This is a genomic window from Tissierella carlieri (assembly GCF_018917285.1).
In the GTDB taxonomy this organism is placed as follows: Bacteria; Bacillota; Clostridia; order Tissierellales; family Tissierellaceae; genus Tissierella; species Tissierella carlieri.
Map to the genome: position 1 here is coordinate 39,028 of NZ_JAHLOH010000031.1, position 13,057 is coordinate 52,084.

Consider the following 13,057-nt stretch of genomic DNA (forward strand, 5'->3'; position numbering starts at 1 on the left):
TTACTCATTGTTTGCCACCTTTATTTTTTCGATTAGCTGCTCAACCTTGCTGATTTCGTCATTGATATAAACATCCATATTGCTAAGCGTTTCAATATTTGCCTGTTTCATGCTCAGATAGTCAAAACAATCCTCAATTTCCTTTTCAACTTCCTCCTGAATTTGAGTCAGTTTATATTCGAGCTTACTCTTCTTTCTTTCAAGAATGATTACCTTTGAACTATTACTTAGACTTTTTTCATTGATATTCATTCCAGTTTTTAAGTCTTGGAGCTCCTTCAGGAACACATCACTTCTTTTCAATATAATTCCTCCTTTATGCTATTTTTTTTAATTCCTCCAAGTCCAAGCCGAGAACCCTTGCAATGCTGTCTATATACTTTCCTCCTGACCTCTCTCCGTATATAATTAAATTGAGGTACTTGTTGCTTGTCCCGACTTCTTCAGCCAGTTCCACCTGAGTCATGCCTATTTCAACTAATGTCTTTTTTACCAACACTCCAAATTGTGTTAATTTCCTTTTGCCTTGCATCAAGCATCCTCCTTCCGTTTTTATTCCGTCTGTTCAGCAATTAGTTCTTCAAGGAGTTTTATTTCTTCGTTTGCCTCATTCCATTCCTTTTCATAGCCTTCTTTTGGCTTACTCATTAGATAGTTAGCTGAGTAACAGAATAGATTATGACACGCTATATCCTTGTATTTTTCCAATATCTCAACTCTTGTCATCCTAAGCCTCCTTTTTTAATGTTCTTGTCTTGCCGGATACCTTGTGTACTATTTCAAGGCTATCCTTGCAATCTCTTATCACGAGCCAGTTATCAGGATTTAACCTAAAAGAATCTATACTGATTTTTTGAGCTCTGGTCGGTCTTTTTCCTCGTTTCAAGTTTTCACCTCCCATTATATTTTTTGTGCCAGTAGACATGAGCACATCTTAATTAAGAATTTTTGTAGTAAGTTATTAGAAAAACTTACCTGAAGAGTCTAAATACCTATCGCTTTTAGTGCTGCTTTATGATATTATTTTGATGTATTTATCTATCTACTTAAGATTGTATACCACAAATGAGAACTTGTCAACATTAAAATTCTCGTTTGTGGTATTTATTCAAGAAGTATTTCATCTATTTTAAAATGTAAGGGGGGCTTTGTACCATGATTGAGAACTTCACAGATATAGGAGTAAGAATCTCCGAGCAGATGAGCAAGTTAGATTTAAAACAAGTAGACATCTGTAAGATTACTGGAATTTCAAAGAATGCAATGAGTAACTATGTGAACGGAAACAGAGTACCTGATACAATGGCTATCTATAAATTGTCCAAGGTATTAAAGGTTTCCATTGAATGGCTTTTAACAGGAGAGGAAACAGCTTTACATGAGGAGAATCTCTTAGATACAGAACAAATTCGCATGACAGATGATGAAAGAGACATGATTGCAAAATTCCGAATTTTAGAATACGAAGACCAACAGGACACGCTAGATATAATAGACATGAAGTATAATCGACATATTAAAAAAGAAATGTCATTGACCTTGGACGATGGAGAAATAGCAAGAAAAGCAGACACAAATGAAACTGCTTAATTTTTATACCTGTTTGATAGATTTATATATCATTATTACATAAAATCTTGTCACTTTGGTCGATGTGTAAATTTTGATAGTGGAAATGCTCGAAAGTTTAGAGTTTGAGCCAATGTGACATCATTTTTTTAAATATATCGTTTTGTCACTTTGGTTTTTGATAAAAATTGCTTTGGTAAAATATAATTCGCACGCTATCTGCACGCTTGTATAAGTTGTTCAATTTGCTCTAACGCTTGCAAATAGCCATTTTTTTGATGTTTTGCCATTTATTTTAATTGCTATAAACAGTTTGTAACGCTACCGTTAGCACGTTGAAACTCTTTTCATTTTTATATTTTATTGGTATAATAAATAAAGAGCAGATATAAAAGCACTTTATCCCTTACGCTACAAGGCTTCCAGTGCTTATCTGCTCTTTTTATTTCAATTATCCACATCAATGTTTTTAAAATATATCTTCTCAATATACTTGTCAACAGTTTTTCTCTTAATCCCATCTTATCCCCAGTAATACCAAGATTTCCCACTATATCCCGCATATTCTTTTTATATCTAATGTTTTGTCACTTATCTTGTTAATCAACATTAATGTTTAAATTTTTCATCTTATTCTCCTAAGTCTATATATTATTTGATTGTTAATGTATTGATTCATTTTCTATAATCTCATATTATACTATGTATTCTACATATCAAGTGAAATTCCTTCTTAAAAAGCAAAATATTATCATCTCAACCATCACAAAAATAAATAGAGAGGATAGTTTAACTATCCTCCTTATTTTATATAGTCCATTCACCATGAGCTATAGCTATTAGATACATCTTTCCATTTTCCTCTTCAAATACTAATTTTAAACTTCTCCAATCAATGCCAGCATATTGGGGATCGAATCCTTTAAAATAGAATTCTACAAAATGACTATTGGGATAAACATCTTTTATATTATCCACAGTATTACCCTCTCCTATGGATATATCATTTCCTATGATTTGAGGATTTGCAAAGTCTTTATCATAAACAAATCTTTTATAATAATCATTAAAATTCAATTTAATGGGTTCCCCTGACCCATCATAATGTCCCCATAAATATGCCTTATTATCTTCTTTAAGATTTTTTACTTCTTCCACTGTAAACACTTGACTTGATTCAGTATCTATGTGACCATAGGGACTAAATCTGAGCCCTTTTGTAGGATGAACATAGGATGATAACCTATCCATATCCTTGTTTTTAATAGAATCCATCACATCTACTACTATTGATAGCAGATTATTATTGGACATAGGTTGATTTACATTGTTCAGTTGAGATTCAAGTTCATTAATTTTATCTTCTAGCTCAGATATTTTTGTATCTTTTTCCTGTATCTTTTCTTCTAAATCTACATTTACTGAATTTTTTGGAGTACATCCAATTAAAACAATTGTAATCGCTAATATTATTAACAATATCCTATTCTTCATATCATTTCAACCTTTCATCATTTATATAACAATAGTATACGATTAATTAATATTTATATCCTCAGTCCTCATCATGGATTGAGTCTCTTGCTATATCAGAGGATCATTTATCCCTTATCAATCTACTATTATCTTATTTCTTCCTGTATTTTTAGCTTCATATAATCTCCTATCTGCTTCATAAATCATATTTTGCAATGATATGGTTTCTTTCCCAATTTCAGAAGCATCGACAATTCCACAGCTAAATGTAATCTCTACTTTTTTATCCTCATAATTAAAAAGAGATTCCTTTATTCTTTCTGAAACTCTTTTAATTACCTTTACTGAAGATGATTTGCCTATTCCCTGTAATATTAGGATAAATTCCTCTCCTCCATAACGTGCTAATACATCATAGGTTCTAATACTTGAAGCAAGTATTTCTGCAAATTCTTTTAACACAAAGTCTCCTGCTTGATGACCATAAGTATCATTTATGTTTTTAAAAAAATCTATATCAACTAATGCTAAAGAAAAATTTTCCTCCTTTTTCTTAAATAGTTCTATACTTTGACCTAATCTTTCAAATGCATATCCTCTATTATATATGTTAGTTAATGAATCTCTTATTGATGTTTGTTTTAACTTTTCCTCCAAATATTTTCTTCTAGAAACATCTTGTTTTACTCCTAAAAAATTAACTATTTTCCCATTACTGTCAGTTATAGGTGTGATTCTAGCCTCTTCATAATAGATTGTGCCATCTTTTTTCTTATTAATCAGATCTCCCTTCCAATCTTTTCCTTTAGTTATGGTATTCCACATATCTTCAAATACATTGCTATGGGTTAGTCCACTTTTGAGAATTCTTGGGTTTTTTCCAATTACTTCTTTTAACGAATATCCTGATATCTGTTCAAAAGCCGGATTACAGTATTGAATATTTCCATCTATATCTGTCATTATAATAGTTACAGCCGCTTGTTCAATCGCTGCAATTAGCTTTAATTTTTCCTCATCTTTTAAAAAATCAATATTACTATTTTGCCCCATAATATCTCTCCTAAATAAGTAATGCTCTCATTTACTTCCAATATACCCCATTCTATGAACTTACAACAATATATTTGTCGTTTAACTTAAAATCTATAAGTAAAATAAGGTAGATACTTACTGCTATCCACCCTAATTTATATCCCCTATAAATTTTATCTAATACATACTTTAACCTAGCTTGCTAGCATCTGGTGCAAAATAGAATACTGTTTGATGACTCTAAATAATTCGTCATCTAAATGATGATGTATAATAAAAGAATACCAACAGCATAAGGTTTTCGTTTCTCCTTTATACTCAAAAACTGAAGGATTCATACCGTCTCTGCTGTTGCACCACCCACACCCCGTGCATAAGCGGGTACGATTATTAAAATCTTCTTGAAGAAAGTCTGGCTGATTATAAATATGAGGAATTAGTCTATTTATACTTGCTAATTTAAGACTAAATCCAAATGTTTCCTTTGCTCTTGGATCAAAGCTTATAACAAGTAGGGGAGTAGATTTAGATTTTCTGCTGCCTTGATAGCTAATATTGGGATATTTGCAGATAGCCTTATAACCCTGGTTTATTAAATAGTTATGAAGTAATATTATTTTATCATATTGAATCGTTGCAATTTTTTTCAAAATTGTAGGAGCATCAATCTCATAATTAGGATTAATTGCCTTAAAATTGCACTGATAAAAATAAATGAACCCCATCTCATCCTTATGTTGCTGACATCCAACTGCTAGCTGCTTTAGCGCTGGCATCATTTTAGGATATCTAGTATTTGTAATAATTATATTTTCTTCTTCATCTATTACATGAAGTTCAACGCATTGCATACTTTTAATAAACTGTTTTTTGACTTTAGATTTTTTAACAATATTATTATATTGTTCTTTACTTAGAAGTAAATTCTGTTGATTAATTACACCAACTTGTCCTATTGCATATAAAAACTCTAACCCATTTTTAATTTCTGTTTTTGGCTTATACCAAGCTTTAGTAACTTCTGGTCTTGATTCCTTAGGCTCAAAATCTTCATAAGCCATATCCTCTGTCGTAGGTAAATAGAAATTCTCTGGATGGTAAAATAATTCATCATATAAATCCCCAAAAAATTTATGTAAATCTTTATATGAGCTTTCTACATGTTCTTGGATGCCATAATCAAGTCCTTCTGATACCATAGATGTATAATCCGAAAAAGCCATGCAATACTCATATGCTGCCCTCTGAGAAATATTTTGAAAGTAACCTCCATTATAACTAATTGTCATTTTATAAAACACCTCTATTTCTCAAAATAGTATATTATAAGTTTGGTGCATAAAAACTTCTTTATTTTGAACCTAATATATTTTAATGTCCGTCTTATGTTCTTTCTCCCAGCAACTACTTTGATATCAATCCTTTATCATATGCATCCTCAATCATATTCTCTACAAAACTCCATAGTTCATCTGAAGATTTTTTCACTGGTGCTATTCTCTTGTAAATGTCTTCTTTAGCCACATTAAACTTTTTCCAAGTTCCACCATTATTATAATAGTTACTTAGCATTGGCTGAAGCCTATCCATAGATGCTGCAAACAATGCTTCTGATGTTTTTCCATCCTCAAATTCATCCCATAGGACTCTCAATTCTCTGCCTTTATCTTCTTCTAGCATTCCAAATATCTTTTCAGCAGCTAGATTTTCTCTTTCTTTTTTATCTTCATTTCCTACTTTATCATAGCAAAATGTATCTCCAGCGAATATTTCTACTAAATCATGAGTTAATAACATTTTTATTACCTTGCATATGTCAATCTTCTCGTTAGAATATTCTCCTAAAATCATTGCCATAACAGATATATGCCAAGAATGCTGAGCATCATCCTCCCTTCTATCTTCATTAATTAAACTTGTTTGCCTTAAAATGGATTTCATCTTATCTAGTTCTACTATAAATTCTATGTCCTTTAATAATCTTTCTTTTATCATGTTCTCATCTCCTATTATCTGTTTTTTTCTTTGTTTTCATAATTGAACTAATAATTACAGCTGCTAAAGGTCCTAATATAATCCCTATTGGTCCCAATATAATAGAGCCTAATATAGTTGCAATAAATGTATAAAGGGGTCTAACTCCAATTTCTTTACCTACAATTTTGGGTTCTATAAATTGTCTCAAGATAACCAAAATAACATAAAGAGTTGCTAAATCTGCCCCCATATCTTTATTGCCTATAATAAAATTGATTACAACCCAAGGTATCATAACAATACCTGCTCCAAGAACAGGAATAATATCTAATATTGCAATTCCTGCCGATATTAGAATAGGATGTTTGGCATCTATAATAGTTAGTCCTATCCCTAGTATTATAAAGGTTATAATCATTAGAGTAACTTGAGCTTTCATATACCCCTTAATACCTTTTCCAGTATCATTCATTATTTGTTTCAAAAAATCTTTTTTATTATCCATTGGCTACTCCCCTTAAACATTTACATTAATAATTCTATTATTTGAAATTATATCATAGCTATACTTCTTGTAAATAAAAAAGCCCTAAAATATTTAACATTTTAGAGCAATTTATAATTATACTGATTCTAATAATTCTCTTACATAGGTCGGTAACATAAATGCTCCTTGATGAATTTGAGAATTATAGTATTTAGTCTTTAAACCTAGGTTCTCCCATTCCTCTGGTTTGTGATCTTTAGTTGGATTGAGTCCCTTAGATGCAAATCCAAATAGCCAATGTCCAGATGAATAGGTCGGCATATGAAATTGATACACTTCGCATACATCAAATATCTTTTTTAACTTTCCATGTGCTTTCAACATTTCTTCCTTATATTGATCGAAGTAAGGGCTTTCGTGTTGATTAATAAGAATCCCATTTTCATTCAATGCTTTATAGCAATCCCTATAAAAGCTAGTAGTAAATAACCCTTCTCCTGGACCAATTGGGTCTGTAGAATCAACTAATATTAAATCATAAAAACTTTCTTTATCTTTTACAAATTTTATACCATCTTCAAAAAATAATGTAACTCTTTCATCTTCCAGCTTTGAGGAGGTTACAGGTAAATATTTTTGACATAATCTTACTACTCTTTCATCTATTTCTACCATATGAATTAATTCAATACTATTATATCTAGTAAGCTCTCTTACCGTACCTCCATCTCCTCCGCCTATGACTAATACCCTCTTAATATTAGGATTTACTGACATGGGTATATGAGTTATCATATCATGGTATATGAATTCGTCTTTCTCATTTACCATCATCATACCATCTAATGTAAAAAATATTCCAAAATCATAGGATTCAAAAAAATCAATTTTTTGAAAAGGTGTTTTCTCTGAATATATAGGGTCCTTAATCTTTATTGAAAATTTACAAGTATCCGTATTCCATTCATTAAACCATAAATCCATTTGTTGACCTCCTTAAAATCACTCTAGAAATTACGTCCATAATAGATTTCATACATTTCCTGATTTAATTTCTTTAATATCCTATTTTTCTCTTCATCACTCAAATCTTCCACCTGCATCTCAAATAGATAATTATCTAATTCTAGTTCCTTTAATATCATCTTTGTATGAAATACATTTTCTTGATATACATTAACGTCAATACTGTTATATAAACTTAGGTTTTTTGGAGATATAAAATCTTGTATTGAGTTAATTTGATGATCTTTAAAATGCTTATTTCCATTTATATCTCTTGTAAATCCCCTAATTCGATAATCGCAAATTATAATATCGGAGTCAAAATTCTCAATTAGGTAATTTAGTGCATTAAGTGGTGATATTTCTCCACAAGTTGATACATCTACATCCACTCTAAATGTCATTATTCCCTTATCAGGATGACTTTCAGGATAAGTGTGAACTGTAATATGACTTTTATCCAAGTGACCTAATACATGTCTTGGTGTAGGTATTAAAGTACCAGCATTACAAGATGGATCGATTGAAACAATTGGTATAGCTTCTTCTGTAATTAGTAAATTCACACTAGCACCCTGAGGCTCATAGTCTTGCTTAGCAATGTTTAAAACATTAGCACCTATCATTTTAGTAATTTCTACGAGTATTTCTGTTAATCTGGTTGAATTATATTGTTCATCAATATATTCAATATACTTTTGTTTATCCTCTGGTGTCACAGCATAACAAACATCATAGATATTAAAACTAAGTGTCTTTGTTAGGTTATTAAAACCATATAGCATAAGCTTTTCCATTTCTTACCCCATTTCTAAATATTATATAAGGCTTTTGTCTTCATATAATTTTACTTTATTTGTCCCATTATGTCTATAGTTAATCCTTTCTATCACTACATAGCCTACTCACATTATTTCTCAAACTGAATAAAATATTATGAAAAGAAATTAAGGAGGGATAAAATGTTACCATTGCTGGGATGCCATAAAATACCACAAATAGTTGAATTTGTATATGACTCAATCGTAGATGAAGCCACAGCTGCTGAATTTTATGGAAGATTGTTAAGAGAAGCCCCAAATGATTTGCATAGAGAGTTTATTCGACATGCTATGGAAGATGAATTGGATCATTTGGAGAAATTTTCCAGACTTTATTGTTATCTTACAGGTTATATGCCACAATATGTCATTACCCCCACAATTTATCCAAATTACAAGGAAGGAATATTAATAGCATTAAAGGATGAACTGGAAGCAGGCGAATTTTATAGGGATGTACAGCTTTCCACCTCCGATCAATTTGTCAGAGATACATTTTATTATGCTATGGTAGATGAACTAGAACATGCTACTCAATTTAGTACTCTTTACAATTCTCTTTAAATTTAGGAGCGTCTAGCCTATTTTAGATGCTTTTAAAAATTTAAAATCATATTTTCATAACAGATAATGGCAATGAACATTAGAATATTTTATCCATAAAATCAAGAAACTATATTACTAGGATATAAATCTTATTTTATATATGGAGGTTCTTATGGATAAATTTAAATTAACTATTCTACCAATTAGTTTAGCTATATTATTATCAACAAAATCTTATGCTATTAGTAATCCAATTTTAGATAATAAATTTACAATTGTTAATTCTGAGCCTGAATTTATGATTAATAAAAGGAATGAACGCTATGATATTCCTGAAGTATCTGGAGAAGTAAGTAATATGCCTTGGAGAAATGATAAAGAATTTTTAAAGGCTAAGGATAAATATGATACTCATACCCTTATAGCTGGTTTTTGTGCCGTTCTTAAAAATCCATTACCTGGAGAGGAATATAATGTTAGTTTAGCTAGTCAAAAAGTTAAAGGTCAAGTAATTAAATCTTCTAAAATATTTTCTCAAAATTCCGCTATAGGTCCTTATACTAAACTTAGAGGATTTAGAGAGGGAGCCTCCTATATTGGAGGTAATATAATAATGACTGAAGGTGGAGGAGTATGTAAAATTGCCACAACTCTTTATAATCTAGCCGTATTATCTAACCTTGAAGTAATAGAAAGACATAATCACTCTATGCCAGTTAATTATGTACCTTATGGGCAGGATGCAACTGTAGCCTACGGTGTAAAAGACCTTAGATTTAAAAATACTACAGAAAATTCAATATTGATTTGGGCAGAAATGATTGGTAACAGATTGTATATGGGATTCTATGGCAGTGAAAAGCCTCCTAAAGTAATATGGAATCATGAAGTTAGTAATGTTACCACTCCCCCTGTTAAATACATTAAAAACGAAAACTTAAAACAAGGTGAGATGAAAACTGTCCTAGGAGGAATGGATGGGGCAACGGTCAAATCAACTATTACTATATTCTATAATGATGAACATTACATCATAAAAAATATGGGAATTAGCCATTATGAGCCATTACCTAAAGTGATAGAGACTAATTAATTGGGATTTTTTCAAGTCATTGGGTATAAGTATTATAATCCATGAAATGTTTTTAGGGAGGGATTAAAATGAAGGAAGACAAAAGAAGTTTGAATACTGATACAGAATATAAATCAGCAACTGGTTCATATAAAAATCATAAAGATCCTAATTTTGGATATTCTCCAACGGATGTATACTACAATACTGAAAAGAAAATACCAGATTCTGGGGTTGCAATACCGACATATGATGCAGTAGTAGAGGCAAAAGAATGGGTAGATGATATAAATAAAAAGTAGCCTAAGGGCTATTTTTTATGATAATTTTTATATATTATGCCATACTAATCCTATAGATATATGAAAGGATGATGTCATGAAAAATCCAAAAGCTTCGGATCAAGCTCAAAACAGAGATTTAAGCAATGCATCTAATATGGATAGTAGTATGGAAAACCCAAAGGCTATTGCCGAGATACTTAATCAGGCTAAAAAAATAGAAGAAAATAACTTTTCTAATATGGAACATTTTACAAGCATAAGTATGCTGCTTAACGCTAATGATTTGGGAAGAACAAAGGATAGAGAATTATCTAAAAAATTTGATAAACTAAATAAACAAATGGAAGATATAAATAAATTAACCTCAGATTTATTAAATGATTTATCAAGTAGACACAACTAAAATAAGACAAAGTTAACTTTGTCTTATTTTAATTAATTTCCTCAATTATTTCTTTTATTTCTAAAATATCATGGATTAAAAAATTTGAATCCTTAAGTTCACCTTCTTTTCCAAATCCATATTTACAACCAATGAAAACTAAGTTATAGACCTTAGCAATTTCCATATCCTGATACCTATCTCCAACTACTAAAAAGTTTCCATTATATTTTGCCTTTATTGCATAAAAAATATCATATTTAGGTATAAATCCAAATTCTTCTGTACAATAGAAATCTTTAAAGTAATTATCCAAATTAAAACTTCTCCTCTGAGCCTCCATATATTCTATTTTACAATTGCTGAGAAATATTAAATTAAATCCCTTCTCTTTTAAATATTCAAGAATATCTATTGCCCCTTCATAAAGTTCGGCTTTATTTTCATTTATGCGTTGAATCATATATGAGCCTATTATATTGCTACATTTCTTCTTCTCATCTTCTGGCAATTCTGGCATAAATTCATTCCACATTTCCTTGCTGCTAAATCCAATCCATTTACTTATCTTATTATCATCCCATAATCTTTCTTGTGCATAACCTAACTCTACTAGATATTTATAGGCTTGTCTAAATCCTTGACCATATATTATTATGCTATTATGCAATGTACCATCATAATCAAATATAATATTTTTTATCTTATCCATAGTTTTAGAAGCTTTTTAACAGATTTGCCATTTCTATAGCTGATACTGCTGCATCATATCCCTTATTACCTGCTTTAGTTCCAGCTCTTTCTATAGCTTGTTCAATACTATCTGTTGTTAATACTCCAAAGATAACTGGAATTTCTGAGCTTAATGTTACGCTGGCAATACCTTTTGATACTTCAGCACAAACATAATCAAAATGCGGTGTTGATCCACGAATTACAGCACCTAAACATATTACTGCATCATATTTATTGCTGTTTGCCATTTTTTTAGCTACTAATGGAATTTCAAATGCACCTGGCACCCAAGCTACCTCAATATACTCATCCTCTACACCATGTCTCTTTAAACCATCAAGAGCACCGCCTAATAATTTTGAAACTATAAATTCATTAAATCTACCTACTACTATTCCAACTTTAATACCTTGTGCGACTAAATTTCCCTCAATTATTCTCATTCTAATTACCTCCACCTTAATATTTTAATATATGATTCATTTTCTTCTGTTTTGTTTTTAAATAAAATTCATTTACCTCGTTATGATTCATTTGAATTGGTACTCTTTCAACTATTTCAATATCATAGCCTGATAAACCATTTATTTTCCTTGGATTATTAGTCATTAACTTAAGTTTTTTAATTCCTAAGTCATTTAGTATTTGAGCTCCTATGCCATATTCACGCATATCAGGAGGAAATCCAAGTTTAATATTGGCTTCAACTGTATCAAATCCTTGATCCTGTAGAGCATAAGCCTTTAGTTTATTAATAAGTCCTATACCTCTACCCTCTTGTCTCATATATAGTAGTACTCCTCTCCCTTCTTCTGCAATTTTTTCCATTGCCGCAGCATATTGTTCCCCGCAATCACATCTTTTTGATCCTAAGGCGTCTCCAGTAAGGCACTCTGAGTGAATTCTTGCTAGAACTGGTTCACCAGTTGTTATATCACCCTTTACTAGGGCTACGTGGTGTTCACCATTTATCTTATTTATGAATCCATATATTTTAAAATCTCCATATTTTGTTGGCATTTTTGTTTCAACAACTCTTTCAATTAATTTCTCCTTATGTCTTCTATAAGAAATTAAATCAGCGATTGTTATAATTTTTAGTCTATGCTCCTGCGCAAATGCCATGAGTTCTGGAGTCCTTGACATAGTGCCATTATCATTCATTATTTCACAAATTACTCCAGCTGGCTTTAATCCCGCTAGCTTCGCTAAATCTACTGCTGCTTCTGTATGACCTGTTCGTCTTAGGACCCCACCTTCTCTTGCCTTTAGGGGAAAAATATGTCCTGGCCTTCTAAAATCATCTTTCTTTAAACTTTCATCTAATACCTTTTGTATCGTTAGAGCCCTTTCATGAGCTGAAATTCCTGTAGTAGTATCTACATGGTCTATAGATACTGTAAAGGCGGTTTCATGATTGTCAGTATTATTCTCAACCATAGGTTGAATTTCAAGTTCTTTTATTCTTTGTTCATCTAAAGGCATACATATAAGCCCACGCCCATACTTAGCCATAAAATTTATATCCTCTGGTGTAGTTTTTTCAGCTGCCATTAATAAATCCCCTTCATTTTCCCTATCAGGATCATCAACTACTATTATCATTTTTCCTGCTTTAATATCTTCAATAGCTTCATCAATGCTATTAAATTCAAACATCTTAATCCC

At 31.0% G+C, this 13,057-nt stretch carries 20 protein-coding genes; 5 read left to right on the forward strand and 15 right to left on the reverse strand.

Features of this window, described 5'->3' with window-relative positions; translation table 11 throughout:
• The 4 genes from KQI38_RS09415 to KQI38_RS09430 are packed head-to-tail and all read right to left on the reverse strand — an operon-like array spanning window position 1 to window position 886.
• Window positions 1-303, reverse strand: coding sequence for a hypothetical protein (locus KQI38_RS09415; protein WP_216558641.1), 303 nt, complete (start codon window positions 301-303; stop codon window positions 1-3).
• Between the two features lie 13 nt (window positions 304-316).
• Entirely contained in the window at window positions 317-532 is a 216-nt protein-coding gene (locus KQI38_RS09420) for a helix-turn-helix domain-containing protein (protein WP_216558644.1), read from the reverse strand.
• 20 nt (window positions 533-552) lie between these two features.
• Window positions 553-726, reverse strand: coding sequence for a hypothetical protein (locus KQI38_RS09425; protein WP_216558648.1), 174 nt, complete (start codon window positions 724-726; stop codon window positions 553-555).
• Window position 727: 1 nt separating this feature from the next.
• Window positions 728-886 (reverse strand): DUF6906 family protein, encoded by a 159-nt coding sequence (locus KQI38_RS09430; RefSeq protein ID WP_216558651.1) that lies wholly within the window; start codon window positions 884-886, stop codon window positions 728-730.
• 269 nt (window positions 887-1,155) lie between these two features.
• Here KQI38_RS09430 and KQI38_RS09435 point away from each other — a divergent pair, with 269 nt between their 5' ends.
• Window positions 1,156-1,590, forward strand: a complete 435-nt coding sequence (locus KQI38_RS09435; RefSeq protein ID WP_216558654.1) for a helix-turn-helix domain-containing protein — start codon at window positions 1,156-1,158, stop codon at window positions 1,588-1,590.
• Between the two features lie 332 nt (window positions 1,591-1,922).
• Here KQI38_RS09435 and KQI38_RS09440 read toward each other — a convergent pair whose 3' ends face one another.
• The 8 genes from KQI38_RS09440 to speD all read right to left on the reverse strand — a co-directional run bounded on the left by KQI38_RS09440 (window position 1,923) and on the right by speD (window position 8,346).
• On the reverse strand, window positions 1,923-2,132 hold the full coding sequence (locus KQI38_RS09440; protein ID WP_216558657.1) for a hypothetical protein: 210 nt from the start codon (window positions 2,130-2,132) through the stop codon (window positions 1,923-1,925).
• A gap of 244 nt (window positions 2,133-2,376) precedes the next feature.
• Window positions 2,377-3,063, reverse strand: coding sequence for a prefoldin domain-containing protein (locus KQI38_RS09445; RefSeq protein ID WP_216558661.1), 687 nt, complete (start codon window positions 3,061-3,063; stop codon window positions 2,377-2,379).
• A gap of 117 nt (window positions 3,064-3,180) precedes the next feature.
• On the reverse strand, window positions 3,181-4,098 hold the full coding sequence (locus tag KQI38_RS09450; RefSeq protein ID WP_216558664.1) for a sensor domain-containing diguanylate cyclase: 918 nt from the start codon (window positions 4,096-4,098) through the stop codon (window positions 3,181-3,183).
• Between the two features lie 176 nt (window positions 4,099-4,274).
• A complete protein-coding gene (locus KQI38_RS09455; protein ID WP_094898959.1) occupies window positions 4,275-5,369 on the reverse strand; it encodes a hypothetical protein in 1,095 nt (364 codons plus the stop codon).
• A 115-nt stretch (window positions 5,370-5,484) separates the two neighbouring features.
• Window positions 5,485-6,075 carry an HD domain-containing protein gene (locus KQI38_RS09460; protein WP_094898958.1) on the reverse strand — a complete coding sequence of 197 codons (591 nt, stop codon included), beginning with the start codon at window positions 6,073-6,075 and terminating at the stop codon, window positions 5,485-5,487.
• A gap of 4 nt (window positions 6,076-6,079) precedes the next feature.
• Entirely contained in the window at window positions 6,080-6,562 is a 483-nt protein-coding gene (locus KQI38_RS09465; RefSeq protein ID WP_094898957.1) for an AI-2E family transporter, read from the reverse strand.
• A gap of 117 nt (window positions 6,563-6,679) precedes the next feature.
• On the reverse strand, window positions 6,680-7,528 hold the full coding sequence (gene speE / locus KQI38_RS09470) for a polyamine aminopropyltransferase (protein ID WP_094898956.1): 849 nt from the start codon (window positions 7,526-7,528) through the stop codon (window positions 6,680-6,682).
• A 23-nt stretch (window positions 7,529-7,551) separates the two neighbouring features.
• Entirely contained in the window at window positions 7,552-8,346 is a 795-nt protein-coding gene (gene speD, locus KQI38_RS09475) for an adenosylmethionine decarboxylase (RefSeq protein WP_216558667.1), read from the reverse strand.
• A gap of 165 nt (window positions 8,347-8,511) precedes the next feature.
• On the opposite strand from speD, the gene KQI38_RS09480 reads away from it, so the two are divergent.
• From KQI38_RS09480 to KQI38_RS09495, 4 genes are all read left to right on the forward strand, one after another.
• A complete protein-coding gene (locus tag KQI38_RS09480) occupies window positions 8,512-8,934 on the forward strand; it encodes a ferritin-like domain-containing protein (protein ID WP_216558670.1) in 423 nt (140 codons plus the stop codon).
• Window positions 8,935-9,088: 154 nt separating this feature from the next.
• Window positions 9,089-10,009, forward strand: a complete 921-nt coding sequence (locus KQI38_RS09485) for a VanW family protein (RefSeq protein ID WP_216558675.1) — start codon at window positions 9,089-9,091, stop codon at window positions 10,007-10,009.
• A 68-nt stretch (window positions 10,010-10,077) separates the two neighbouring features.
• On the forward strand, window positions 10,078-10,290 hold the full coding sequence (locus tag KQI38_RS09490; protein WP_094898952.1) for a CDIF630_02480 family spore surface protein: 213 nt from the start codon (window positions 10,078-10,080) through the stop codon (window positions 10,288-10,290).
• A 76-nt stretch (window positions 10,291-10,366) separates the two neighbouring features.
• Complete coding sequence (locus KQI38_RS09495; protein ID WP_094898951.1) at window positions 10,367-10,675, forward strand: hypothetical protein; 309 nt, start codon at window positions 10,367-10,369, stop codon at window positions 10,673-10,675.
• Between the two features lie 28 nt (window positions 10,676-10,703).
• Here the strand turns inward: KQI38_RS09495 and KQI38_RS09500 are convergent, their stop codons facing one another.
• From KQI38_RS09500 to KQI38_RS09510, 3 genes are read right to left on the reverse strand one after another with little or no spacing between them, the layout of a single operon-like run.
• The gene (locus tag KQI38_RS09500) at window positions 10,704-11,366 is read right to left on the reverse strand and encodes an HAD family hydrolase (protein WP_216558678.1); all 663 of its coding nucleotides are present in this window, start codon (window positions 11,364-11,366) and stop codon (window positions 10,704-10,706) included.
• Window positions 11,367-11,370: 4 nt separating this feature from the next.
• The gene (gene ribH / locus KQI38_RS09505) at window positions 11,371-11,832 is read right to left on the reverse strand and encodes a 6,7-dimethyl-8-ribityllumazine synthase (RefSeq protein WP_094898949.1); all 462 of its coding nucleotides are present in this window, start codon (window positions 11,830-11,832) and stop codon (window positions 11,371-11,373) included.
• Between the two features lie 16 nt (window positions 11,833-11,848).
• Complete coding sequence (locus tag KQI38_RS09510; RefSeq protein WP_216558681.1) at window positions 11,849-13,048, reverse strand: bifunctional 3,4-dihydroxy-2-butanone-4-phosphate synthase/GTP cyclohydrolase II; 1,200 nt, start codon at window positions 13,046-13,048, stop codon at window positions 11,849-11,851.
• Between the last annotated feature and the right edge of the window lie 9 nt (window positions 13,049-13,057).

What these genes read in the sequence shown, in the direction of transcription:
- KQI38_RS09500 (WP_216558678.1), bottom strand. Translation starts at nt 11,366, where the DNA reads ATGGATAAGATAAAAAATATTATATTTGATTATGATGGTACATTGCAT.
- KQI38_RS09425 (WP_216558648.1), bottom strand. Translation starts at nt 726, where the DNA reads ATGACAAGAGTTGAGATATTGGAAAAATACAAGGATATAGCGTGTCAT.
- KQI38_RS09460 (WP_094898958.1), bottom strand. Translation starts at nt 6,075, where the DNA reads ATGATAAAAGAAAGATTATTAAAGGACATAGAATTTATAGTAGAACTA.
- KQI38_RS09490 (WP_094898952.1), top strand. Translation starts at nt 10,078, where the DNA reads ATGAAGGAAGACAAAAGAAGTTTGAATACTGATACAGAATATAAATCA.
- KQI38_RS09495 (WP_094898951.1), top strand. Translation starts at nt 10,367, where the DNA reads ATGAAAAATCCAAAAGCTTCGGATCAAGCTCAAAACAGAGATTTAAGC.
- speD (WP_216558667.1), bottom strand. Translation starts at nt 8,346, where the DNA reads ATGGAAAAGCTTATGCTATATGGTTTTAATAACCTAACAAAGACACTT.
- KQI38_RS09480 (WP_216558670.1), top strand. Translation starts at nt 8,512, where the DNA reads ATGTTACCATTGCTGGGATGCCATAAAATACCACAAATAGTTGAATTT.
- KQI38_RS09485 (WP_216558675.1), top strand. Translation starts at nt 9,089, where the DNA reads ATGGATAAATTTAAATTAACTATTCTACCAATTAGTTTAGCTATATTA.
- KQI38_RS09445 (WP_216558661.1), bottom strand. Translation starts at nt 3,063, where the DNA reads ATGAAGAATAGGATATTGTTAATAATATTAGCGATTACAATTGTTTTA.
- speE (WP_094898956.1), bottom strand. Translation starts at nt 7,528, where the DNA reads ATGGATTTATGGTTTAATGAATGGAATACGGATACTTGTAAATTTTCA.
- KQI38_RS09435 (WP_216558654.1), top strand. Translation starts at nt 1,156, where the DNA reads ATGATTGAGAACTTCACAGATATAGGAGTAAGAATCTCCGAGCAGATG.
- KQI38_RS09510 (WP_216558681.1), bottom strand. Translation starts at nt 13,048, where the DNA reads ATGTTTGAATTTAATAGCATTGATGAAGCTATTGAAGATATTAAAGCA.
- KQI38_RS09465 (WP_094898957.1), bottom strand. Translation starts at nt 6,562, where the DNA reads ATGGATAATAAAAAAGATTTTTTGAAACAAATAATGAATGATACTGGA.
- KQI38_RS09450 (WP_216558664.1), bottom strand. Translation starts at nt 4,098, where the DNA reads ATGGGGCAAAATAGTAATATTGATTTTTTAAAAGATGAGGAAAAATTA.
- KQI38_RS09440 (WP_216558657.1), bottom strand. Translation starts at nt 2,132, where the DNA reads ATGCGGGATATAGTGGGAAATCTTGGTATTACTGGGGATAAGATGGGA.
- KQI38_RS09455 (WP_094898959.1), bottom strand. Translation starts at nt 5,369, where the DNA reads ATGACAATTAGTTATAATGGAGGTTACTTTCAAAATATTTCTCAGAGG.
- ribH (WP_094898949.1), bottom strand. Translation starts at nt 11,832, where the DNA reads ATGAGAATAATTGAGGGAAATTTAGTCGCACAAGGTATTAAAGTTGGA.
- KQI38_RS09420 (WP_216558644.1), bottom strand. Translation starts at nt 532, where the DNA reads ATGCAAGGCAAAAGGAAATTAACACAATTTGGAGTGTTGGTAAAAAAG.